The organism is Candidatus Tumulicola sp. (assembly GCA_035601835.1).
GTDB lineage: Bacteria > Vulcanimicrobiota > Vulcanimicrobiia > Eremiobacterales > Eremiobacteraceae > DATNNM01.
Genome location: DATNNM010000011.1, coordinates 448,222 through 472,559 on the forward strand (window position 1 = coordinate 448,222; position 24,338 = coordinate 472,559).

Consider the following 24,338-nt stretch of genomic DNA (forward strand, 5'->3'; position numbering starts at 1 on the left):
AGCACGCAATCCGACTGCAGAGGAATATCATGGCCGGCAACACGCCCATTACGGTCGCCTATGGCGACGGCATTGGCCCCGAGATCATGCGCGCCACCCTTGAGGTGCTCAAGGCGGCGGGAGCGCGCCTCGACATCGACGTCATCGACATCGGCGAAAAAGTGTACTTGTCGGGCAATCCGACCGGCATCGCGCCAGAGTCTTGGGAATCTTTGCGCCGCACCAAGGTCTTCCTCAAAGCCCCGATCACCACGCCGCAAGGCGGCGGCTTCAAGAGCCTCAACGTCACGACGCGCACGACGCTTGGACTGTACGCCAACGTGCGGCCGTGCGTCTCGTACTATCCGTACGTGGCCACCAAGCACCCGGTCATGGACGTGGTCATCGTCCGCGAAAATGAAGAAGACGTGTACGGCGGCATCGAGTATCGACAGACACGCGACGTCACGCAGTGCTTGAAACTCATCTCGCGCCCGGGCACCGAGCGCATCGTGCGCTACGCGTTCGAGTATGCGCGCCGCCACAACCGGAAGAAAGTCACCTGCTTCACCAAAGACAACATCATGAAGATCACGGACGGATTGTTCCACAAGATCTTCGACGAGATCGCGCCTGAGTATCCCGACATTGAAAAAGAGCACTGGATCGTCGACATCGGGGCGGCCAAACTCGCGGACACTCCCGAAGCGTTCGACGTGCTGGTGCTGCCCAATCTGTACGGCGACATTCTCTCCGACGTGGCCGCCCAGATCGCCGGCTCGGTCGGCTTGGCCGGCTCGGCGAACATCGGCGAGACGTGTTCGATGTTCGAGGCGATCCACGGATCGGCGCCGCGGCGCGCAGGCCAAAACGTCGCCAACCCGTCCGGCCTGATGCTGGGGGCGGTGCTGATGCTGGTGCATATCGAGCAGATCGACGTGGCCGAGCGCTTCCACAACGCCTGGCTGCGCACGCTCGAAGACGGCATCCATACCTACGACATATATAAAGAAGGCACGAGCAAAGAAAAGGTCGGGACCATGGAGTTCGCGCAGGCCGTGATCGCGCGTATCGGGAGCAAGCCGGAGAAGCTGAAAGCCGTCTCCTACAAGAATGCGCCCGCGCAAGCGGCGCCGCGTGCCGCTGCCAAGGCCGGCACCGAGGTGAAGAAGGCGATCGTCGGCGTGGACGTGTTCCTCGATTGGCGCAAAGGCTCGCCCGACGAACTTGGCACGGCGCTCGCACCGCTGCAAGGCGACGATCTACAACTGCGCCTCATCTTCAACCGCGGCACCAAAGTGTGGCCGGGCGGGATACCGGAGACCAAGACGACGGACCAATGGCGCTGCCGCTTCATGGCGAAAGCGCAAGGCGCATCGATCGCACATGCACAAGTCGTGAAGCTGCTCGACCGCGTGTCCGCGGCCGGTTTCGACTTCATCCAAACGGAGAATCTGCAGACCTTCGACGGCCAACCCGGCTACTCAACCGGCTCCGGCGAATAGGCGGCGCCCGATGTAGTGTTCCGAGCGAGCGAAGCGAGCTCGGAGGTCGCCCGCTTTGGTCCGCGAAGCGTCTCGTATGGCCACGAAGATCGACAGTTTCAAGAGCAAAGCCACGCTTGATGTCGGCGGAAAGAAGTCGACCTACTACCGCTTAGGCGCGCTGGCTGAGGCCAACGTCGGACATGTCGAAAAGCTGCCGTATTCGCTCAAGATCCTGCTCGAAAACCTGCTGCGCTTCGAAGACGGGCGCTCGGTCACCAAAGAGCACATCGTGACGCTTGCTTCGTGGGATCCGAAAGCCCCGCCGAACCGCGAGATCGCGTTCCGCCCCGCGCGCGTGCTGCTGCAAGATTTCACCGGCGTGCCGTGCGTGGTCGACCTCGCCGCCATGCGCGACGCCATGGCCGACCTCGGCGGCGATCCGAACCGGATCAATCCGCTGCAAGACGTCGAGTTGGTCATCGATCACTCCGTCCAAGTCGATGCTTACGGAAACGCCGGCGCTTTCAAGATCAACGCCGACATGGAGTTCTCGCGCAACAAAGAACGCTACCAGCTCCTCAAATGGGCCCAAAAAGCGCTGCACCGTTTCAGAGCGCTGCCTCCGGACACCGGCATCGTCCATCAAGTCAACCTCGAGTACCTTGCGCGCGTGGTATTCCGCGACACGACGAGCGGAGAGAGCGAGGCATATCCGGACATGCTGGTCGGCACCGATTCGCATACCACCATGATCAACGGCCTCGGCGTGCTCGGCTTGGGCGTCGGCGGCATCGAGGCAGAGGCCGCGATGCTCGGCCAACCCGTCTCGATGCTGATCCCGGAAGTGATCGGCTTCCGCATCCGGGGCAAACTGCCCGAGGGATCCACCGCGACCGATCTCGTGCTCACCGTCGCCGAGATGTTGCGCAAGAAGGGCGTGGTCGAGAAATTTGTCGAGTTCTTCGGCGCGGGTCTCTCGAACTTGAGCCTCGCGGACCGCGCGACCATCGGCAACATGTCGCCCGAGTTCGGCTGCATGATCTCGATCTTCCCGATCGACGAAGAGACGCTCACCTACTTGCGCCTCACCGGCCGCAGTGACGAACAGATCGCACTGGTTCGCGCCTATGCGAAGGCGCAAGGCCTGTTCCGATCGGATGACTCCGCCGAGCCGCTCTTCACCGACGTGCTCGATCTCGATCTCGCCAGCGTCGAGCCTAGCCTAGCCGGTCCGCGCCGTCCGCAAGACCGCGTGCCGCTCAAGACCGCCAAGCAAGCGTTTGAAGAAGCCATGCGCGCGTTCGCGGAAGGGCGCCCCGCGCCGAAGGCACCCGCGCCGGCGGTGGCGGATTGGGCCAGCGAAGGCGGCAGCGTGGCGACCGTCGCGACGCTCGCGCCGATCGACCGCCGTCGAGCGACCTACGCGAGCCCCAACGGCGACGTCGAGATCTGCGATGGCGCGGTGGTCATCGCCGCCATCACGAGCTGCACGAACACCTCGAACCCGAGCGTGATGGTCGGCGCCGGCCTGCTGGCGAAGAAAGCGGTCGAGCGCGGGCTCACGAGCAAGCCGTGGGTCAAGACAAGCCTCGCGCCCGGTTCCAAAGTCGTCACCGAGTATCTCGCCAAGGCCGGCCTCACGCCGTATCTGGAGCGGCTCGGGTTCTTCCTCGTCGGCTACGGCTGCACCACGTGCATCGGCAACAGCGGCCCACTCGACGAACCCATCGCCAACACCGTCACCGAGCACGATCTCGTGGTGTGTTCGGTGCTGTCCGGCAACCGCAATTTCGAGGGGCGCATCCACCCGCAAGTCCGCGCGAACTACTTGGCGTCGCCGCCGCTCGTCGTCGCGTACGCGCTCGCCGGCACCATGGAGATCGATCTCCTCAACGAGCCGCTCGGCGAAGGCAGCGACGGCAAGCCCGTGTTCTTGCACGACATCTGGCCGTCCAACGACGAGATCAAGAAGACCGTAGGCGAGTGCGTCGCCGAGGCGATGTTCCGCCGCGAATATGCCGACGCGTTCGGCGGCGACGAACGCTGGTGCTCGTTGCCCGTGCCGCCGGGCGAGCGCTTTGCGTGGGATCCGAAATCCACATACGTGCACAAGCCGCCGTTCTTCGACGGCATCACGGCAAAGCCGCCGCCGCTGCGCGACATCACGGGCGCGCGCGTGCTCGCCATATTCGGCGACAGTTTGACGACCGATCACATCTCGCCGGCGGGCAACATCGGCAAGAACACGCCGGCCGGCAAGTATCTGATCTCCCAAGGCGTTGACCCGCTGGATTTCAACTCGTACGGCGCGCGGCGCGGCAATCACGAAGTGATGGTGCGCGGCACGTTCGCCAACGTGCGGCTGCGCAACAAGCTCGCGCCAGGCACGGAGGGCGGCGTGACACGCCACTTGCCCGACGGCAAAGAGATGTCGATCTATGACGCGGCCATGCAGTACGCGATCGAAGGTACGCCGCTGGTCGTTCTCGCCGGCAAGGAATACGGCACCGGCTCCTCGCGGGACTGGGCCGCCAAGGGTCCGCGCCTGCTCGGCGTCCGCGCGGCGATCGCGGAGAGTTTTGAGCGCATCCATCGCAGCAACCTCATCGGCATGGGAGTGCTCCCGCTCCAATTCCAACGCGGAGAGTCTGCGGCATCGCTCGGCCTCAGCGGCGAAGAGACCTACGATATCGAGGGCATCGCGGGCGGCGTGGGCGTCGGGAAACAATTGACCGTGCGAGCCGTTGGGCCGGATGGCGCTGCAAGAACTTTTACCGTAAGGGCGCGCATCGACACGCCGGACGAGGCGGAATACTACAAGCACGACGGCATCTTGCAGTACGTATTGCGCCAACTTCACGCACGCGGGGCACAAAACAATGGCGCATGAGGAGCTCAAAGCAAAGCTGGCAGCCCTGCTGCATCAGACGTCTGAGGATCATCACGTCGCGTTCAAGGCGACCGACGGCGTGGATGCGGACTGGTCGATCTGGTATTCGGGGCGGCTCTTGGAGCAGGGCTTTGACAAGAGCTTGCAAGCCACGATCATCAAGAGCGACCTCATCTACTTGCTCGTACTGGCGGACAAGACGCAGACCTTCGAAGCTCCGGGCGCCACGTGGGAGAACTGGTACGCCGACTTCTTCGTCCGCCGCTATTTGAAATAGTAAGCCGTGCGCCCTGATGGAGCGCACGGCTTCGGATGTCAGGCCGCTTCGGTTCACGATCGACTCCTCGGACGCGAGTCCATCAGATACGAACCGGCAAACCTGACGTATAAATATCGTACCCTAAGGCTTGTCCCGACCCCAAAGGCTCGTCCCGAAAAATGGGAATAATCCAGTCCCACTATGATATATTGACGTCAATGTATCTTATGATATATTGACTTTTTGCCATATGCTCTCTATAGTTGAGGTATGGCAGCAAAGACCAGTCGCAGCAGAGGCCTTCCGTTGGACGATCTGATCGACCAGTTTCTCGATCACGAACGCACTGACGGTAAAGCCGATACGACTGTCCGCAATTATCGGGCCGATCTCTTCGGACTGATGCGCGAAGCCGGAGAGATGATCTCGGGCAACGCGTTTGCGGGCCTCGTGCGCCAGCACCTCGACTCGCTCGAGGTCGCAGAGCGCTCGTGGAACCGCCACCTCAGCACGCTTCGCCGCTTTTGCGACTTCCTCGTAGAGCAGGGCGAGCTCGCGGTCAATCCGTTGGCGTCGCGCAGCGGCGTGAAAGTCGAAGCGAGCGTGCCGAAAGCGGTCGACGAAAAGGATGTCCGTAAACTGTTCCAACGCATCGACCGCTCGCGCGATCGAGCGCTGATCACGCTGCTGTGGCAGAACGGGCTCCGCGTAGGCGAAGCGCTCAACCTCAAGGTTGAGGACGTGGACCTGCGCGCGGGCACGCTTCGCATCAGCGACGAGTCAGACAGTCGCATGGTCCGCCTCACCGCGGCCGCATGCGATTGCCTGCGAGACTATCTGGCGACGCGCCACTCGGATGAGACCGATTGCCTCTTCGTCGCCAACGGGGGACGGGCGCTCTCATACGCGGGCGCGCACCGGCTCTTCCGGCAGTACGCCGGGGACTCGGATCTCACCATGCAGCAGTTGCGCGCAGGCGCAGCGGCAGCGGCGTTCTTCGCAGGCGCTACGTTATGGCAAGTCCAGGACATGCTCGGCCACGCGCATGCCGCCAGCACGGCGCGTTACCACCTCAAGCTGACCAAAAAAGAGAACAAACCAACCGCAAGTAAGAAAAAGGAGAAATCAAAATGACACTACCTCGCATCAACGCCACCGGTCGGATCCAAGCAGGCGACGGCGCCCAGCTGGAGACGATCTTCGATACCGATCTCGTCCGGTACAACCCGCTCGCCGAACTGGCGAACTTCCGCCGCAACGTCAACACGCTGCTCGACAGCGTGGTCCGACCGGGCGCCATGGGCTTCACCGCCACGTGGGGACCGGCAGTGGACGTCTTCGAAAAGGACGGCAAGTACCACGTCGAGTTCGCAGTGCCCGGCCTGAGGAAAGACGACATCGAGATCGAAGTCAACGACAACAGTCTGACCGTCTCAGGCAAGACCAAAGAAGACAAGGCCGATGAATCGTCGCGCTATCACTATCGCGAGATTCGCCGCACCGAGTTCTCGCGCACGATCCAATTCCCGCAAGAGATCAATGCGGAGCAGGTGACCGCCAGCTACGACAACGGCATCCTGAAGCTCTCAGTGCAGTCCGCCAAGCCGGCGGCCGCCAAGAAGGTCACGATCAAGGGCTAAGTCCGCCAAGCCCACACGAGCGGCGGGTCGCATGATCCGCCGCTTTTTTCATTCTTGCAATCCCCGGCACGGCCGCGAGCGCCAACAAGGCTGGTGAGGCCGGGACAGCGAATCGCGCTCACCGCATGGAACTAAGCCGCGCCCGCGTTGCGGCGCTCCCTGTGCTGATCATTTCGCTGATGTGGGCCGGCGGGCAAGCCCAGGCATGCGCCGTGAATCGCGGTGACCACATCATGCTTGCGTCGCTCGCGCTCGATCCCGACGTTTTCGTCTGGGATTCCGCGCAAAGGCTCATCAGCTATGCGGGCGGCGATTTCAACACGGCGATGGTGCTCAGGCACACCGTGTTGGCAAAGCCGGGGACGACGGCGACCGCCACGGAGTGCAGGGACAGGGTGGCGCGCCCGAAATTCTCGACGAAGAACGTCGACATCGTTGGCGTAAAGGTCACCAGCGGCAAGATCCGAGGGCGGTTCGGCTGGGTCCTCGCGGAGGACGTACGTCGGATGGATGGTAAACCGGTGACCGCGGTTCTACCGTAGTCATAAGTATGAAACCGAACGAGGCCCGGAACGCATGGTAGTCTACGCCCTCCGCCGCTCGCTGCAGGCGATTCCGCTGCTTATCCTCATCAGCATCATCCTGTTCTCGATATTGCATGCGATGCCGGGCGGCGGTCTTGCAGCCTACACCCAGAATCCGCACCTCACGCAAGCCGACATCGAACGCCTCAAGCACAATCTCGGCCTCGATCGGCCGGTCATCTTCCAATACTGGGGCTGGCTCGTGTCGCTGGTGCACGGCGATCTCGGCTGGTCGCAGATGAACTCGACCCCCGTGACGGAGGCGCTGCTCGAACGTCTGCCCGCCACGCTTGAGTTGACTTCGATCGCGTTCGTCCTGTCGCTGGCCGTCGGGCTGGTCTTCGGCATCGTGGCCGCAGTTCGGCCGTATTCGACGGTCGACTATTTCGTGACGACGTTCGCGTTTTTCGGCCAATCCATGCCCGTGTTCTGGTTCGCGTTGATGCTGCAGATGCTCTTCGCGGTCTACGGCATCCATATGCAGGCGTTCGGATACCGCTTTGATTTCTCGCTGCCGTCCGCCGGCATGACCTCCACGGAGGGCGGCGATCTGCTCGACAGGATACGGCATCTCGTCCTGCCGGTCACTGTGCTTGGTCTGCTCCAAATCGCCACGTGGTCGCGTTTCACGCGCGCCTCGATGCAAGAAGTGCTTCACACGGACTACATGCGCACCGCGGCGGCGAAAGGATTGCCCTTCCTGACCATCCTGCTGAAGCACGGCCTCAAGAACGCGTTGATGCCCGTCGTGACGATCGTCGCGCTCTCGCTGCCCGGCATCGTCGCCGGCGCGATCGTGACCGAGACCATCTTCGCGTGGCCGGGTATGGGCCGGCTATTCATCACCGCGCTGGGCCAACAAGACTTGGGGTTGATGATGGGCTACTTGATCATCATCTCCGTCTTCGTGGTGTTCTCCAACCTGCTCGCGGACATCGCCTATGGATGGCTCGACCCGCGCGTGAAGTATAGCTGAGGCAGGCGGATATGGCAGTCGCAACTCAGACGCTCCCACCGCTGCTCGGACACGGCGAAGACGAATACGTCCGCGAGCGTCATCTCACGTGGAAGAAATTCACGCGCCATCGCCTGGCGCTGGCCGGCGCCGCCGTGCTCCTTCTGATGATTTTGGCCGCCGTCTTCGCCCCGCTGCTCACGCGCTTCAATCCGAACGACATCGACGCGGTCTGGTCGGGCTCTCCCTTGGCGCCCGGCATTCACGGTCATTCGCTCGGCACCGACGAGATCGGCCGCGACCTGCTCTCCAGGCTCATGTTCGGCGCGCGCATCTCGCTCGTCGTCGCATTCGTCGCGGTCATCGTAGAGGTGACCGTGGGGACGTTCATCGGCGCGGTGGCGGGGTACTTCGGCGGCTGGATCGATTGGGTCCTGATGCGCATCACCGACGTGTTCCTGTCGATTCCGTTGTTGCCGCTCTTGCTGGTCATCACCGGGATCATCATCAACGTCTCCGACAAGGCGTCGCTCAGTTTCGTGTGGATCTGTATCATCATCGGCTTGCTGTCGTGGCCTACTGCGGCTCGCCTTGTCCGCGCCGCCTTCTTGAGCTTGCGCGAAAAGGAGTTCGCCGAGGCAGCGCGAGCGGTCGGCGGCGGTAGCGCGCGCATCATCTTGCGGCATCTGTTGCCCAATGCCATGGCGCCCATCATCGTGCAAGCGACGCTGGACATCGCCAACATCATCATCTTGGAATCCGTGCTCTCGTATCTCGGTTTCGGCATCCAGCCCCCGACGGCGTCGTGGGGCAGCATGCTCGCCAACGCGCAGGAAAACGCGCAGATAGCGTGGTGGGCCGCGGTGTTCCCCGGCTTGTGCATCTTCGTGACCGTGCTGGCTATCAATTACATGGGCGACGGCCTGCGCGACGCGCTCGACCCCAACGTCAGTTAACGCGACCGAAAACGGAAATTTCGATCGCACGGCGTAATGTAGCGTCCGGCCCAGGTGGCGGAATTGGTAGACGCGCTAGTTTGAGGGGCTAGTCGGGTAAAACCGGTGCAGGTTCGAGTCCTGTCCTGGGCATTCGCTTCAACGTTTGGGGATCAGCAAAGCGGCGGACAACGCTCCGCCGAACGCCAGCAACGCGCCGACGATCATGACCAGACGGAAGCCTGCCACATACGCCTCCCGCGTCGCGTTTTCCATCTCTCGAGCTGCAAGCGGCGAAACCGATGGCGGCGGCTTTGCGGCTACCATCTTTATGCGCTCGGCGTCGAACGCCGCGCGCACGTCCGGCGTCATCGCGATGGGCGCGAGCCGGCCATCGAGAGCGTGATTGTACACGGTCCACAGGACCAAGCTCAGGGCCGCGACCGCCAAGAGCGACGCGACGCGCGAGATCGCATTATTGATGCCGGACGCGATGCCCGCGTTCTCTTCGCCGGCGGCGGTCATCACCGTCGTGGTCAGCGGCGCCACAGCGGTCGCCATACCAATGCCCAATACCATCACCGCCGGGAAGTACGTCGTCCAGTACGACCCGCCGATGTCCGGCAGGGCGAACAGCGCCAGTCCCAATCCAGCGACCGCCGGCCCGACGACGAGCGGCAACTTCACGCCGACGCGCGGGATGAGACCGCCGGCCCAGCGCGAGAGCAGAAACATCAGGATGATGAAAGGCAGCAGCGAAGCGCCGGCCGCAAAGGGCGAATAACCCTGCACCTGCATGAGATCGAAGGGCAAGAAGAACAGCGCCCCGCCGAGCGCGCCGTAGAGCAGCAGCGTCAACACGTTGACGCCGGTGAAGGTCCGCGAGCGGAAGAGCCCAAGCGGGACCATCGGCGCGGGGCTGCGCCGCTCGACGATAAGAAACGCAGCCAGAATCGCCAACCCGCCCGCGATGCAGCCCAGCACGAGGGGGTGGGCAAGCGTGAGCGCGGTCGATTGGATCAGGCCGAAGACGATCGCGCCCAAACCGAGCGTGGCCAGCAAAGCGCCTGGAATGTCGAGCGGCTTGGGGGTCGTCGTATCCCTGGATTCCAGCAAGTGCACGAACGCGATCCACACCGCAGCAGCCACGAGCGGCACGTTGATGAAGAACACCCAGCGCCAGGACGCATGTTGGATGAGGTATCCGCCCAGCAGCGGTCCGATCGCCGCGAAAATCGCCGTGCTTCCCGACCACGTGCCGATCGCGCGTCCGCGCTCTTGGTCGTCAAAGGATGCGCTGAGGATCGCCAGACTTGTCGGCGTGAGCAGCACGCCGCCCACGCCTTGAACGCAGCGCGCCGCGATGAGCTGCCCGACATTGGGGGCGAGCCCGCACCATATCGAGCCGGCGGCGAACAACAGAAGCCCGCTGATAAAAACGCGCCGGCGTCCCAGGCGGTCGCCGAGCGATCCGCCGACGAGCATGAGCGACCCGAGCACGAGCGCATACGATTCCACGACCCACTGCACGTCCACGAGGGTGGCGCCCAACTCGGCTTGCAACGCGGGCAGCACCAGATTGGCGACGGAGCTGTCGATGAAGACGAGCGCCGAACCGATGATGGTAGCGGCTAGGATCCACGGCGCGGACGCGGCAGAGCAGGGCGCGCTCGCCGAGCGCGCGGCGATGACGCCTTTATCGCAAGGCTGCTGAACGCTGCCGATCAAGCTTGACACGTCACGCTCTTCAGTCGCCGATCGCCCACTCCACGAACGGCCGGGATTTCACGAGGCCCGAGTCGACGAAGATCGCCGGATGTTCGGTCGTCGGCTTCAGCTCGACGCGGAAACGCACGTTCCCGCCGGCGAACGCGAAACTGTAGGTCGAGTCCTTGTCGAGCCCGGCGCCGACGCACGTCGCGTAGTCCCGGTGCAGCGGCGCCGTGAACTCCACGCGCGTCTTCGTCGCCTTCGTACGCCTGGCCGCACCGGCAATCGCAAGGGTGTCCGCGACTACGAAATTATCGCCGCCGCCTTCGTAGGATTTGAACCACGTCCAAAGCCCTACCGTCTTGGGGCAGATCCCAGCGTTGCGCACCACGTGGATGAACAAGTCCGCCTTGCGCGGCGGAATAGCGCGTGCGGCCGTGGTAGTGGCCGCTATCGCCGGAGCAAAGAGAATCATCGTTGAGCCGAAGGCGGCTGCGATCCGCGCTGCGAGCATGAGGCGGCGGTTCGGTTTGGGAAGGGGTTTCTCATCGTGAAATGGGCCATCGGCATCGATCTCGGAGGCTCGCACGTGGCGGCGGCAGCCGTCAACGAGCGAGGCAAGATCAAAAGCCGCCACAAACGCGAGCTGGCGTCGCACGACGTCAAGTACGTCGTGAGCGAAATCGCTAAAGTCGTAGAAAAGGCCATCGAGGGTCTCGGCAAGAGAATCGTCGGCATCGGCATCGGCGCGCCGGGCAACATCGACGACAAAACCGGCGTCGTGCGCTTCTCGCCGAACTTCGGCTGGTCCGACGTCCCGTTCCGCCGCAAGCTCGAGAAAAGATTAGGCCGTTCGGTGCGCATCCTCAACGACGCGCGCTGCGCGACGATCGGCGAATATCTGCACGGCACCGGCAAAGGCACCAAAGAGTTTGCGTTGATCACGATCGGCACGGGGCTCGGCGGCGGATTCGTGTGCGGCGGAAAACTCATGTTGGGCAACCTGATGGGCGCCGGCGAGGTCGGCCACCACACGATCCGGCCCGATACCGGGTTCGTGTGCAACTGCGGCAAGATCGGTTGCTTCGAAGCGCAAGCGTCAGGCCAGGGCCTGCTGCGCCACGCCATGGCGGTTGCGCCGTCATTCCCCTACAGCGTGCTGTTCATGACGCCCAAGGAGCAGTGGGGATCGAAGATGGTCTCGCGGGCGGCGGCCGCAGGCGACGAGCACGGGCTTGCCGCGTGGAACCGTTTCTTAGTCGATCTTTCGATCGGCGTCGCGAACATCGTCGCTTTTACGAACCCCGAGGTGATCGCGCTGGGCGGCGGCGTTGGACAGACCGACGACGCGCTGCTGGCGATTCCGCTGACGAAAATGGTCGACGAACTCACGACGATGGTGCCGAAGGGTCAGACCACGATCGTCCGAGCGAAACTCGGCAACGACGCCGGCATCGTGGGCTCCGCCATGCTGGCGATGCACGGCCTCCCATGAAAAAGAGAATAGTACATTTCCATTTACATAAGTCTCAGCAGGAAGCGGGCGATGTCGTCGGCGGCGCGCGGCCGCGCGCTGGCAAGGGCTCCCTCGCGCAATCGTTTCAGCAGCGATCCGTCAGCGCCGAACAGCCGCCGGATACAGTCGTCCACCGCCTCAGGCTCGAGCGCGACGATGCCCGCTTCGCGCGACTCGACATAGGCGAGATTGCCGGCCTCCTGGCCTGAGATGTAATCGCACACGATGATCGGCAAGCCGCACGCGGCTGCCTCGCATATCGCGCCGGGTCCAGCCTTGGTCAGCAGCGCGTCCGAAGCACGCATGTACTCGGCGACGTTGTCGACAAAGCCGACGACGCGCGTATCGGGGCCGAATTTGGCAGCCATCTTCTGGAGCCGACGCTGCAGCGAGAGATTGCGGCCGGCGATCGCGACGAGCTGCAAGCCTAAAGCGCGCACGCGCGGTGCGATGTGCCGCAGGATCGCGAAGAGCCGTCCGCCGCCCTCGCCCCCGGCCATCATCAGCAATGTCTTGCGGGTCACGTCGAGGCCAAGCGCGCGCTTTGCCTCGGCCGAATCGGCGACTGGGTGAAAGCCTTCGCGAATCGGCAGGCCGAGATCGTGAACGCGCGACTCGGGAATGTCGCGCGCCAGACAGACGCGCTTTGCTTCCGGCGATGCCACGATGTAGTGATCCGCCGGGGCATCAGCGGTCCAACTGTGATGGATCGTCACGAGATCGGTGATCACGGTGACGAACGGCACCTGCATGCGCATGCTGTCGATGCTTTCGCGCGTGATCCCGTTGAGCAGAGGGTGCACCGACACCAGCATGCTCGGCGCCATGCGCGCCAGCAGCCGGCGGAACTTACCGCGCATGAACGGCTTGGCGAATTCGGTCATGATGCGGGTGCGCGTGCGGCCATTGGACAGGTGATATAGCGCGGAATAGGGGCTTGGCCGCACCTTCAAAAGCGTGCCGTAGGACTTGATGCCCTCGCGCAGCGGGAACACGCCGCACGCCGCGAACACGTCCACCATTTCGGCTCGCAGACTGTCAGCGGGGCTCATGCGGCTCAGCGCCGCGGCGATCGCCTGCGCTGCGGTGCGGTGCCCTCCGCCGGTATCGGAGAAGAGGAACAAAGCCGTGCGCACGTCGACAGCCGGCTTTGCTAGCGTCCGGTGCACGCCAATGCGTTTACGCATTCGCGTCGGCGGGGCCTGTGCCCGGATGCGGGTGCAACGCCTAGGGCCGGGCCCTGCTGCGCACGAATGGAGCGGGCGCCAGTCGCAGCGCGAGAAAGGAACGCACCACGGTTAAGAACAGCGTGAAGGTCGATCCAGGCCTCGAGGGCGTGGTCGTCGGGTCAACCGCGATCAGCCGCGTGGCCGGCCAAGAGGGCCGCCTCACCTACCGCGGCTTCGACATCGCCGACCTCGCCGCCAACGCGTCGTTCGAAGAGGTGGCGTTCTTGCTGTGGCACGGGCGGTTGCCAAGCCGGAAAGAACTAGACGAAGTGCGGCGCGACATGGCCGCGCATCGCGAGTTACCCGACGCGGTGCTCGCGATGCTGCACGGCGTTCCGCACGACGCGTGGCCCATGGATGTCCTGCGAACGGCCGTGTCGAGTCTGTCGCTGCATGTTCCCGTCCGGCCCGATGGCACGCATGTCTCTGACGTCGCGACCGCGATGCGCCTCACCGCCGCCGCCGCGACTGCGGTGGCCGCATTCGATCGCCTGCGCCGCGGGCTCGAACCGATCGCTCCACGCGCCGATCTAGGACACGCCGCGAACTTCCTTTACATGAAAAATGGAGAAGCGCCGAACGAGCACGCCGCGCGCGCGCTTGACATGTATTTCGTATTGCTCGCGGATCACGGCTTCAACGCCTCGACCTTCGCAGCGCGCGTCACCGTCAGCACCTGGGCCGACATGTACGCCGCGGCGACGACAGCCATCGCCACGTTGCAAGGCGACTTGCACGGCGGCGCGCCCGGCAAAGTCATGAAGATGATCCTCGACATCCGTGAGCCGGACCGAGCCGAGAAGTACGTCCGCGACGTCGTGGACAAAGGCGGCCGCGTCATGGGCATCGGTCACCGCGAATATAAAGTTCGCGACCCGCGCGCCGAGCCGCTGGAGAAGATGGCGCGCGATCTAGGGCAAGAGACCGGCCAACCGCAATGGTATGCGGTGGCGCGCCGGCTCGAAGACGTCGCGGTCAAAGTGCTGGACGAGAAGAAACCTGGCCGCCGTCTTTACGCGAACGTCGAGTTCTACACCGCGCCGACGCTGTACGCGCTCGGCATCGAGCCCGACAGCTTCACGTGCATGTTCGCATGCAGCCGCATGGCTGGCTGGACCGCGCACGTGCTCGAGCAGATGAAAGACAACCGCCTGATCAGGCCGCAAGTGGAATACAGCGGGCTGATGGGGCTGCCGTGGGTGCCGATCGACAAACGGACTTAGGACAATCCGCGCGAGCGCTTGAAGAATTGGACGGCGCGCTCGTGTTTTTGGGCCGCCGCTCGCGAACCAAAGGTGCCTAAGTTCCTGCGCCTGCCTGTCTTCGGGTCGATCTTTCTCGAATACAGCCGGTATTTGCCGGACGGCGGATCATGCTTTCTTGATACCCAATAAAACCCGAAAGCGCGCTCCCAACCGGGGAGCGCGCTTTTTCTTATGCGCGAGGTCGTTCGGTGGTATTTTTGGTTACGCGATGGCGGCCTCGCGGAAAACGACCGTGAAGCCGTGGCGGATCGCCACGAGGTAGCAAGCCGAGCAGATGTGGTACTGCGGAACGTCTTCCGCTATGGTCACGTAGAACTTCGACGCCGCGGCGTCGCAATGACAAAAGGTGCAGTGATTCATCTAGCCCGGCTCCTCCACGAAAAAGGCTTTCTAATGATATGACATGTTACGCACTCCACTGTGACCGCTCGCGGGGTGTGTGTGACCACCGTCACAGCGACGAAAGCCGCTCGAGCCTTGCGATGACCGCCGCTGCGCTTTGCTCGTGCTCGGGCTTCATCAGCACGCTGCGCAGAACCGTACAATCTTCGCCGTCCCATATAAGGCCGGGCATCGCGAGCCGGCCGAATGTCTTGGGCACCCGCCACTTGGCGAGGTAGACCGGCTCTTGCGGATCTGACGCCGCGCGTTCGAAGAGCTGCTCGGAACGCTGCGAGACTACAGAGGCTTTGACTCCGGCTAACGGTCCGGGGGCCAGCGTCACGATATCGAGTTCCGGTTCCACGACCGGGACCAGAGCCAGGCCTTTGCGCGCCGCAGAAGTCGCGCCCAGCGCGGCGCGCCGGCACCTGAGGAGCACCGCGCCGAGACCCTCGCTTGGAAGCAACGGCAGACAGCGCAGCGTCACCCACAGCGCCGCGGCGGCAGCTCCGGCGCGCGAGCACTCGAGGGAGATCTCACCGAGGTGCAACTCGTTGGAAGAGAAGTACGTGTAGGGCGAGTCGTGCTTGTACAGCGCGCCGACGGCCGGATCGCGAAAGATCACGCAACCGCACCCGTAGGGCTGCAACCCATGCTTGTGCGGATCCACCACGACCGAATCGCACGACGCGATCGCGCGCCAAGGCGCGGGGTCCATGCGCGCCTCCGGCTCGGAGGCGAGCAGCGAGAAAAAGCCGCCATAGGCCGCATCGCAATGCACGCGCCAACTGCGCTCGCGAGCCACGGGCACGATTTCGTGAATCGGATCGACGGCGCCGGTCGCAGTCGTGCCGGCGGTCACCACGACCGCGCCGATGCGAGCGACGTCAGGCGAGTCAAGGAGTGCAGCGACGTCGAGGCGCCCGCGCGCATCGACCGGAATGACGCTCGTTTCGACGCCGAGCAGCGCGCACATGCGCGCATGCGTGTAGTGCGCTTCGGCGGAAAACGCGATGACTTTTCCCGGCGCGAGACGCGAAGCGACCCACAGCGCCTCGAGGTTCGCGATCGTGCCGGAACTCGTGAGATGGCCTAGGTGCTCATGATAGCCGAACATGGCAGCGATCTGCGCCACGACCTCGCGCTCCAACGCGGCGGTTGCAGGCCCGCCGTCCAGCGCGTGGTTGTTAGGATTGATGCGCGCGGCGGCAAGATACGCCGCCAGCGCTACCGGATGCGGCGGTTTGAGCATCTGACCGGCGTAATCCGGATGGAAGAACGGGTAGTTGTCATGCAGCCGCTCGACGAGTTCGTCGATCGCGCGCGCCGCAAGATCGACATCGAGCGCCAGACTCTGATCGCGCTCGAACGGGCGCCAGCGCTGTTCCCACGCGGCGATGCCGTCCATCGCGCGATTCAAGAGCGCGCGGAATTCGGCTTCAGTCGTGGTTCAATCCCCGACGGGGGCGAACAAGTCGTCGAGGTCTTCCCGAGTGAGGCTCTTGGCGAACGCGGCATCGGTGGCGACGACCGAATCGGCCAGCGCCTGCTTGCGGCCTTGCAATGCTTGGATCTTCTCTTCGACCGAGCCCAGAGTGACGAGGCGATACGCAGTCACCGGTTTGGTCTGCCCGATGCGGTGCGTGCGGTCGATGGCCTGACGCTCGATGGCCGGGTTCCACCACGGATCGTAAAGGATCACGTAATCGGCCTCGGTGACCGTCAAGCCGACGCCGCCGGCTTTGAGGCTCATGAGAAAAACGGGCGGCCCATCCTCGCGGCGGAAATCATCGAGCACTTTGCTGCGGTTCTTCGTCGAGCCGTCAAGGTAGGCATAGCCGCGGCCGCGCTGATCGAAGGACTCGCGGATGATGCCCAGCATCTCGGTGAACGATGAGAAGACCAGCACGCGGTGTCCGGATTCCACGATTGATTCGACCAGCTCCAAGAACGCCGAGAACTTGCCTGAGGCGTCCTCGTCTTCGAGCCAGTGCTCGCCGACCAAGCCGGGATGATTGCAGATCTGGCGCAACTTCGTGAGCGCCGCTAGGATGGACAATTGTGCTCGCCCGATGCCGTGCTCGTCCACTTCGCGCAAGATCTCGCGCCGCGCGCGCAGCACGACCTCGCGGTACGCCTTGCGCTGCGACGGGGTCATCTCGCATTCGATCGTCTGCTCGGTGCGCGACGGCAGGTCGGCGGCGACTTGCGTCTTCAGCCGGCGGATCATGAACGGCTGCACGCGTTTGGCCAAACGCTGCTGCTTTTCGGCGTCACCGTCGCGCATGATCGGCGTCTCGAACGCGGTGCGGAAATGGCTCTCGTTCCCGAGCAGCCCAGGCATGACGAAATCCATGATCGACCAGAGGTCGAGCACCGAGTTCTCGATCGGCGTGCCGGTGAGCGCCAAGCGCTGCTCCGATTCGAGCGACTTGATGACTTGCGATATCTTGGCCTGCGGATTTTTGATCTGTTGCGCTTCGTCGAGCACGACGGTGCGGAAGTTGATCTTGGAAAGCGTTTCGGCGTCGCGTCGCGCCAGCGCGTACGAGGTGACGAGCATATCGTACTTGTCCACGTCTTGGTAGACGGCATCGCGGCCCGCGCCGGCGGACAGCAGCACGACTTTCATCTCCGGTGTGAAGCGGGCAGCTTCGCTCACCCAGGTGTGGGTCACGGAGGTCGGGCAAACGATGAGGTTCGGCGCGCTGCGCCTGCGCTGGCGCTCGCGCTCCAAGTAGGTGAGCACCTGCAACGTCTTGCCGAGCCCCATGTCATCGGCGAGGATGCCGCCGAACGCGTACTGCGCGAGATACGCAAGAAAATCCAAACCGCGCCGCTGGTAGGGGCGCAGGATCTTCACCAAGTGTTTCGGTGGATCGACCTCTTGGATGCCCGAGAAACCGCGCACGGCTTCGCGCAACTCGCGCAACGGTTCGGGCATGTGAGCGTCACCGCACGCTTTGGCGAGGTCGTCATACACGGACAACATCTGCGCCGCGGTCAAGCGCGCCTTGCCGCCCCGCTCGAGCCCGCCGCCGAATCCGCCGGTAGCCTCGCGCAGCAGCGCGAATGACGATAGGTCGATGAACTTGCCGTCGGCGAGGCGGTAGTAGCGGCCGGTGCTCTGCCAGAGAGCCTTCACGTCGTCGGGCGAGAGCGGCTGACCGTCCAGCATCAACTCGACCGAGATCTCAAGCCAATCTATCGGACCGAACATGCCGCCGGCGCCGCGGATCATCGGCTTGGCCGCGGCTTTGGCTTTTTCTTCACCGCTGTCCACGGAAACCGCGACTTGCAGCGCTTTGGGGCCCTCCACCAACGACTTGACGGTGTCGTCCATGTCGAGCTGATAGTCCCCGCGCCACGTCGCGAGCGTGTCGGTGCCGAATTGATACGCGGCGTCCGTCGGCTCGATGCGCCACGCGGTGTCTTCGTACTGCGGGATGTTCTCGCCGGGATGTTGCGCGGCAAGAGCTTCACGCACTTCGGCGGCCGGTCTGCAGCCGGGGCTCTCGATGCGAGCCCGCAGTGCGTGCGCAAGGGAGGGATCGCAATAGGCATAGCGCGGCGTCGAGCCCTTCTTGCCGTCGTCGACGCGCTGCAGCGGGCTGAACTCTTGCGGTGTCACTTTCCAATTCGCGCCGGAAATAGCGTCTTCGATCGACGCCTCGATGGTGATGCCGTCTCCCTGCCAGCGCAGGCCCAGCAGTGTTTGCAAGCGCATGTCGGCCGGCATGACCATGAGCGAGGAGGCGGTCGCGGGATCGAGCAGATTATGCGCGCGCTCGAGGAACTGCGGAACATCGGCCGGCGAAAGGCGCAGCGCGCCAGGCGTCTTGAGTCGTTCCACGATGCGCAAGCTGCACGAGCCGTCGTGCAAATAGAATGTCGTGCCGTCGAACAGCCACGCCGGCGTTCCATCGATCGGCCGTACCGAGGATGCTTCGGCGACGGATCCGTCCGGGCGGATGAAACGACCGGCGAGTTCTAGATCGCCGGCCGCGGAACGCTGCCCGAAAAGCTGCAAGCGCAGCGGTGAAAGCACGATCTTCACCGTCGGCATCGACTCCGGGTGCTCGCCGAGTTGATCTTCGTAGCGCACGCGCGGATGCGCGATGAGGCGCAGCAGCAGCTGCGCGAAGTTGTTGGTCAACGCTTTGGTCTGCTCGCTGGTCGCGCGCGCCAGCGCATAATCTGCAGGCGTGCCGAACATAGAGCCGAGCGAGGCATCGGAGAGCAAGGCCGCGTCGTGGCGGTCCCACTCATCGCCGGTGAGATTCGCTTGGCGCGTCGTGCGATAGAGCTGTTGGAGATCCGCGTGCGTGCGCGCGACGCCATGGAGTTTCGGCGCATCAAGGCACAGACGGGCGTAGAAGATGCCCAAGCGATCGTCAAAGCCTACGACCACCCACAAGCGCCTTCGCGGCACGACCGATTCGTGGTGCGGGGTGAGCAGATCCAGCAGGCCTTGCACCGCCGGCACCGCGCTCTGCGCACGCGGTTCGGCGATCGCCGGCGAGCCATTTTTCCCGTTGCCCGGAGGCGCGTGGGTCGCCAGGCCGTTGCCTTCCGTCTTGCCGTCGCTCTGAGCATGCGCAGCCTCTTCGGCCTGGCGCGTGGACAATTCGATGAGCGTGTACAGCGCCGCGACGGCATGCTTGCAGTCGTAGCCATAGCGGCAGGTGCAGTTGCAGCGCAGCCCGAGCGGCGGACGCGAGGTGTCGCGCGTCAGCGTGGTGGTGTGGGTCTCAGTGTCGGCGACCGTCGCGACCAGATCGACGCGCCGCACGTTGATCGATCGAACTTTGCCGCGCTGAAAAGCAGCCAGCCCTTGCGCGATGATCGGCTTGGGAAACGTGCCGTCGATAGCGGGTTGGGAGGGGATGCTTGCTTGCCACTGTCCGAGCGGCGGCCCGCCACGCTCCGGTGCAACCCCCTCCTCAAAACGAAGCATCACAGGTTGCACGGACTTGGACGGTGCGCGGACAGCCATACTTGTCAAAGTTCGCCAAGCGGTTTCGGGCTCCCGCCTAGGACGGGCACTTGATTTAACAGAAATTCAGCCCTCGCTCCGAGCAGTGCGAGGAGCGGCATTACGCTTTCAATTGAAGGAGAGTCGCTATGGAGCGCCGACAACGTGCGTTGCCCATTTTCCTCATCGCCGGCTTCGTCGCGGTTCTCGTGACCGCGCTGCCGCTGTTCTCGAGCAGTTCGGCGTCGCCGGCCACGATGGTCCAGTACACGCAGATGACGAAGGTCAACCTGCCCGGCATGGGCGTCCTCAAGATGTTCATGAAGGGAGCGAACACCGAAACCCGCGTGACCACAACCATCGGGCCGGGAAGGACGCGTACCGATAATAACGACGGCACGAGCTACATCATACAGTGCGACCTCAAGCAGGTGGTGCACCTCGACACCAAGGCCAAGACGTATTGGGTGAAGACCTTCGCCGAGGCGCAGGCCTATATGGACGCCCAGTACAACGCGATGGCGCAAAAACTCAAGACGGCGACCATGCCGCCGCCGCAGCCTCAAGGCTCGCCGATCCAGGGCAAAGGAACGGTCACCGTCGACTTCAACGAGCAGCCCGACGATCAGACGCAAGTGATCGCGGGAATGACGGCACACCACGTCGTCGACACCGTGACGTTGAAGTTCGCGGGTACCGGCGATTGCAAAGGTTCCGGCGATCTTGCTTTCCGCAGCGACGAGTGGTACGTCAAGAACGAGCTGCCCTCGATGAATTGCCCGAACGCCCCGAAGATGCGGACGCCGCAGACGGCGGTGGCGCCTGCAGGGCCGCAGCAGGCATCTCCTTGCTTTTCTTTCCAAAGCGAGGCGCACTCAAAGAGCCACCCGGGCAATCGCTTCGTCCTGAAGGAAGATACGTCGATGGGGGTAGGCGGTCACTTCGGTTTCTCCACGCATGACGAGATAACGTCCTACCAGACTCTGCTCTACGATCGGGCGTTCCTCGATGTTCCCGCGGGCTACACGCAAGTCCAACCGACCCAGGCGCCGTAATCCGGTTCTAGCCGGCTAGCGGTGCAAAAACTCGCGATCGAAGGGCTGTACGTGTGGTCGGTCTGGCAAACCGACCGCAACGTGCACTTCAATTCGTACTTCTACAAGCACGCCGACGGCAATCTCGTCGTGGATCCGCTGGCGTGGCTGCCTGAAGACGAAGCGGAGATGCTCGAGATGGGCGGGGTCGCGTGGATCGTGGTGACCAACCGCGACCACGAGCGCCGCACGCGCGAATTGGCTCGCTCCTTCGGCGCGAAGATCGCCGCGAGCGAAAAAGATGCACCGCTGCTATCCGGTCCGGTCGATCGGACGCTCAAGCACGGCGACGAAGTGGTCCCCGGCGTCGCGGTCATCGCGCTTGACGGCTTGAAATCGCCGGGCGAGATCGCGCTGCACTTCAACTACAAGCGCACGGCCATCGTCGGCGATGCGCTGTGGGGAGACCCGGCCGGTTCCGTCCGTCTCTTGCGCGACGACAAGCTGCTCGATCCGAAAGCGGCCGTGCTCTCGCTGCGCAAGCTGTGGGCGCTGCGGCTCAAGACGCTGCTTGTCGGGGACGGCGCCAACATCTATGGCGACGCAGATCGCGTCATCGGCGAGTACCTGCAGAGCAGAAGCGATGTCTTCGTGAACCGCATCAACATCGACGAGCTCGAGGGTGTTCCCGACAACGACATGGACGGCAAGTACGCCGCCACGGCGCGCGAGATCGGCTTCCTGATCGGGGCGCGCAACCTCGGTTATTGGATCTGCACCATTCCGTCGGGCTCACGTTTTTGCCCGATGCACGGCCACATGCTCGAAGAGGAGATGTTCATGGTGTGGGATGGCGAGCCGACGATCCGAATGACGCGCGGCGAGTTCGTCTGCCGGCGCGGCGATTTCATCGCCTTTCCCACCGGCGAGTCCGGCACGCACCAACTCATCAACAAAAGCGACAAGCCGTGCACCGTTCTGATGGTCTCCGACCATCACCCCGACGAAGTTTGCTGGTACCCGGATTCCAAGAAGCTCATGCTCGACGGGCTCGGCGGTCTCATCGTCCGTTCCGAACCGGCGCTGGACTATTTGGACGGCGAGTGATTTAGCCGCGCGTTCAGCGCTTTGCGGAACTCAGCCGGATCATTCGCATCGGGCCGGCTCAAGTCCAACCTCATGGACGCGCTCGCCGCCGCCCCAGTCGGGTTGACGCCATTGAGATTGATCGAGGGCGCGACTGCTGCCCAGGGTCGCATATCCGGAGTAGCGGCGAACAGGGCCGTCATCGGTGTGGCGGCGGCGTCGAATTGGGTCATCGGGGGCAAGCCTAGGAGCAGCTCGACCGTGCGCAACACGCTGGACGACGTGTACTGCGTATGGTCGACGATGCCGCGCCGCACGTAGGCGCCGGCCACGAGCGCGACGGAGCGCTGATCGCTGACGTGGTCCGGGCCGTCTTGCGCGTCGTCCTCGACGCTGAAAACGACGGTATCGCGCCAGTAGGCGCTATTGCTCAGCGCCTCGATCATGCGCGCCAGCGCATAGTCGTTGTCCGCCACCATCGCGTTCGGGGTGTGGTAACCGGGCTTCAGCGCTGCGGTGTGGTCGTTCGGCAGCGAAACGACTTCCAACGCGGGCAAGCTCTCGGTGGCCTCGTAGCCATGAAATTCGCGCAGCCATTCGTGGATGCGATCCTGGTCCGAGTAGGCGGTGTCGAAGCCTCGATAATGCGTATCGAGAATGCCCTCGAGCGAAGGCACGCCCGCCCGCGCCGCTCCAGGCGGCGAATCGAAAGCGGTGAATTCGCCGTAGACGCGCACGCTCTGCCCGTGTCGCGCCGCGTCTTCCCAAATGAAACCGGAAGAGGGCATTTCTGCCGGCGCGAGCGAGAAGTCCCAGCCGCGATGCGAGTACGCCGATGGCCAAAGCTTTGCCACGTAGTCGGAGACGTAGGCCGCGTCACTCCACTGATGCCCGTCGGCGCTGACTTGGCCCTCGACATAAAAATTGTCGAGCAGCGCGAAATCCGCGGCCAAGCGATGGATGTTCGGCGTCACGCGCCGACCGAAGGCCGCAAGGTTGGCGTCCCCGTTGCCGCGCGAATCATCGCCGAGGACTTCATCATAGGTGCGGTTTTCGCGAATCACATAGATGACGTGTTTGATGGGTGGCAAGCCAGCCCGGGTCGTCGTCGCGTCAGGCCGGTAGAGCGCGTTCGCGCGCGCGCTCGCCAGACCCGAGATCAGGGCTGCGCGATCCGGCACCGCGACCGTCTGCAGCGCGCCCGTGGACAGCACCCCGATGTAGTTCGGATCGGTGGTGGAGTGGCCAGTGGACGTCGACGTGAGATCGTTGTGCGCGTTTTGCGGGTTGGCGTGGCCCGACACGCCCATGCCGTCTAGGATGTACAAGCGCCGGCCGTCGTGGCTGAGCTCGACATCGGTCGGATACCAGCCCGCGGGCACGGCGCCGAAGACGCGCGGCGCGGCTGAGGAAACGTCGATCGCGACGACCGCATTCGCGCCGGCGTCGGCGACGTAGAGCGTGCGGCCGTCCAGTGACTGCGAGAGTCCGTTTGGCGCGGCGCCGGCGGGCGAAAAGGGATAGAGCGCGGCATCGATCGTGCTGCGCACGCGATTGGTCTGGGTGTCGATCAGCGCCACGGAGTTGTCGTCGGCGCACGCGGCGTAGAGCGTGCGGCCGTCGACGCTGAGCAGCAATGCGTTCGGATGGGGGCTGACGGGGATGGTGGCCGTGGTCGCGCCTTTGGCGATATCGACCACGCTGACGCTCTCCCCGCCCCAGTTAGAGACGTAAACGCGCGCGCCGTTTTGCGAAAGGGCGACGTCCAGCGGGTGGACGCCGACCTTGGCGGCCAGGAAGTTGGTGCCGGTGCTCGTGTCCACGCCGACCAACAGGTCCGCGCCTTCCACCGCGGTGTAAAGCGATTTGCCGTTCGACGACACCGCGATGCCGCCGGCGAATAGCTTGCCCACGCCGACAGGCCAGACCGCCGGATCGCTCAGCTTGCCGGAGCCCGGGTCGAACGGGTAGCGCAGCACTCCTCCGTCGCCGCCGCTGGAGACGTAGAGGGCACGACCGTCGGGAGAAAAAGCAACGCCGAAGAACGTGCGCTCGATCGGCCGAGAATCGGTGACGCGCCCGTTGCCCTCATCGACGACGACCACCGACTGTTTGGAAAAGCCTGCGTTGGTGATCGCGAGCCATCGACCCGTGGCGTCCTGCGCCATGTGAAGCGGAAGGGTGCCAAGTGGGGATAGCGAGCCGGCCGGAGTGACGCGCCAGCCGTTAGGCAGCACCGTGACGTCGGCCGCGCGCGGCGGCGCGCTCGCAGAGAACAGCGCGATAGCGGCCGCAAGGCCGGCGGCATAGCGAGAGGCGTTGAGGCACTGCGTGCGGACAGTCATCGCCCACCTATCTTTGGCGGGGGTGTTCGGCACTTACTGTTTTGCCGAGCAGGGTGAGTTGCCTGCCG

The 24,338-nt window shown here is 63.9% G+C and carries 19 protein-coding genes and 1 tRNA gene; 13 read left to right on the top strand and 7 right to left on the bottom strand.

Annotated elements, in window-relative coordinates:
* The first annotated feature begins 29 nt into the window (after positions 1–29).
* The 9 genes from VN934_06975 (at position 30) to VN934_07015 (ending at position 8,882) form a co-directional block, all read left to right on the top strand.
* Entirely contained in the window at positions 30–1,484 is a 1,455-nt protein-coding gene (locus tag VN934_06975; GenBank protein HXM18541.1) for an NADP-dependent isocitrate dehydrogenase, read from the top strand.
* Between the two features lie 76 nt (positions 1,485–1,560).
* The gene (acnA, locus tag VN934_06980) at positions 1,561–4,356 is read left to right on the top strand and encodes an aconitate hydratase AcnA (GenBank protein ID HXM18542.1); all 2,796 of its coding nucleotides are present in this window, start codon (positions 1,561–1,563) and stop codon (positions 4,354–4,356) included.
* Positions 4,346–4,633: a hypothetical protein gene (locus tag VN934_06985; GenBank protein ID HXM18543.1), complete on the top strand. Its 288-nt coding sequence runs from the start codon at positions 4,346–4,348 to the stop codon at positions 4,631–4,633. The genes acnA and VN934_06985 overlap by 11 nt, the downstream gene beginning before the upstream one ends.
* Before the next feature lie 288 nt (positions 4,634–4,921).
* Entirely contained in the window at positions 4,922–5,749 is an 828-nt protein-coding gene (locus VN934_06990) for a tyrosine-type recombinase/integrase (GenBank protein ID HXM18544.1), read from the top strand.
* Positions 5,746–6,255 (top strand): Hsp20/alpha crystallin family protein, encoded by a 510-nt coding sequence (locus VN934_06995; GenBank protein ID HXM18545.1) that lies wholly within the window; start codon positions 5,746–5,748, stop codon positions 6,253–6,255. The genes VN934_06990 and VN934_06995 overlap by 4 nt, the downstream gene beginning before the upstream one ends.
* 125 nt (positions 6,256–6,380) lie before the next feature.
* On the top strand, positions 6,381–6,797 hold the full coding sequence (locus VN934_07000) for a hypothetical protein (GenBank protein HXM18546.1): 417 nt from the start codon (positions 6,381–6,383) through the stop codon (positions 6,795–6,797).
* A gap of 34 nt (positions 6,798–6,831) precedes the next feature.
* A complete protein-coding gene (locus VN934_07005) occupies positions 6,832–7,815 on the top strand; it encodes an ABC transporter permease (GenBank protein ID HXM18547.1) in 984 nt (327 codons plus the stop codon).
* Positions 7,816–7,826: 11 nt separating this feature from the next.
* Positions 7,827–8,750 carry an ABC transporter permease gene (locus VN934_07010; protein HXM18548.1) on the top strand — a complete coding sequence of 308 codons (924 nt, stop codon included), beginning with the start codon at positions 7,827–7,829 and terminating at the stop codon, positions 8,748–8,750.
* A 48-nt stretch (positions 8,751–8,798) separates the two neighbouring features.
* Positions 8,799–8,882: transfer RNA gene (locus VN934_07015), tRNA-Leu, on the top strand.
* A 6-nt stretch (positions 8,883–8,888) separates the two neighbouring features.
* Here the strand turns inward: VN934_07015 and VN934_07020 are convergent.
* Together VN934_07020 and VN934_07025 are read right to left on the bottom strand one after the other, a co-directional pair.
* Complete coding sequence (locus VN934_07020) at positions 8,889–10,466, bottom strand: MFS transporter (protein HXM18549.1); 1,578 nt, start codon at positions 10,464–10,466, stop codon at positions 8,889–8,891.
* Between the two features lie 10 nt (positions 10,467–10,476).
* Positions 10,477–10,953 carry a hypothetical protein gene (locus tag VN934_07025; GenBank protein HXM18550.1) on the bottom strand — a complete coding sequence of 159 codons (477 nt, stop codon included), beginning with the start codon at positions 10,951–10,953 and terminating at the stop codon, positions 10,477–10,479.
* A gap of 36 nt (positions 10,954–10,989) precedes the next feature.
* Here VN934_07025 and VN934_07030 point away from each other — a divergent pair, with 36 nt between their 5' ends.
* Entirely contained in the window at positions 10,990–11,934 is a 945-nt protein-coding gene (locus VN934_07030) for an ROK family protein (GenBank protein ID HXM18551.1), read from the top strand.
* A 23-nt stretch (positions 11,935–11,957) separates the two neighbouring features.
* On the opposite strand, the gene VN934_07035 is transcribed toward VN934_07030, so the two are convergent.
* Positions 11,958–13,142, bottom strand: a complete 1,185-nt coding sequence (locus VN934_07035; protein HXM18552.1) for a glycosyltransferase — start codon at positions 13,140–13,142, stop codon at positions 11,958–11,960.
* A 122-nt stretch (positions 13,143–13,264) separates the two neighbouring features.
* Between VN934_07035 and VN934_07040 the strand changes: the two genes are divergently transcribed.
* The gene (locus VN934_07040) at positions 13,265–14,407 is read left to right on the top strand and encodes a citrate/2-methylcitrate synthase (GenBank protein HXM18553.1); all 1,143 of its coding nucleotides are present in this window, start codon (positions 13,265–13,267) and stop codon (positions 14,405–14,407) included.
* Between the two features lie 243 nt (positions 14,408–14,650).
* Here the strand turns inward: VN934_07040 and VN934_07045 are convergent, their stop codons facing one another.
* From VN934_07045 to VN934_07055, 3 genes are all read right to left on the bottom strand, one after another.
* Positions 14,651–14,809, bottom strand: coding sequence for a hypothetical protein (locus VN934_07045; GenBank protein ID HXM18554.1), 159 nt, complete (start codon positions 14,807–14,809; stop codon positions 14,651–14,653).
* 91 nt (positions 14,810–14,900) lie between these two features.
* A complete protein-coding gene (locus VN934_07050; protein ID HXM18555.1) occupies positions 14,901–16,250 on the bottom strand; it encodes an aminotransferase class I/II-fold pyridoxal phosphate-dependent enzyme in 1,350 nt (449 codons plus the stop codon).
* Between the two features lie 30 nt (positions 16,251–16,280).
* Complete coding sequence (locus tag VN934_07055) at positions 16,281–19,787, bottom strand: SNF2-related protein (protein HXM18556.1); 3,507 nt, start codon at positions 19,785–19,787, stop codon at positions 16,281–16,283.
* A 167-nt stretch (positions 19,788–19,954) separates the two neighbouring features.
* Between VN934_07055 and VN934_07060 the strand changes: the two genes are divergently transcribed.
* Both VN934_07060 and VN934_07065 read left to right on the top strand, forming a co-directional pair.
* Positions 19,955–20,860 (top strand): hypothetical protein, encoded by a 906-nt coding sequence (locus VN934_07060; protein ID HXM18557.1) that lies wholly within the window; start codon positions 19,955–19,957, stop codon positions 20,858–20,860.
* A 21-nt stretch (positions 20,861–20,881) separates the two neighbouring features.
* Positions 20,882–21,946 carry a cupin domain-containing protein gene (locus VN934_07065; protein ID HXM18558.1) on the top strand — a complete coding sequence of 355 codons (1,065 nt, stop codon included), beginning with the start codon at positions 20,882–20,884 and terminating at the stop codon, positions 21,944–21,946.
* Here VN934_07065 and VN934_07070 read toward each other — a convergent pair.
* Positions 21,928–24,270, bottom strand: a complete 2,343-nt coding sequence (locus VN934_07070; GenBank protein ID HXM18559.1) for a bifunctional YncE family protein/alkaline phosphatase family protein — start codon at positions 24,268–24,270, stop codon at positions 21,928–21,930. The genes VN934_07065 and VN934_07070 overlap by 19 nt on opposite strands.
* Positions 24,271–24,338 lie beyond the last annotated feature (68 nt).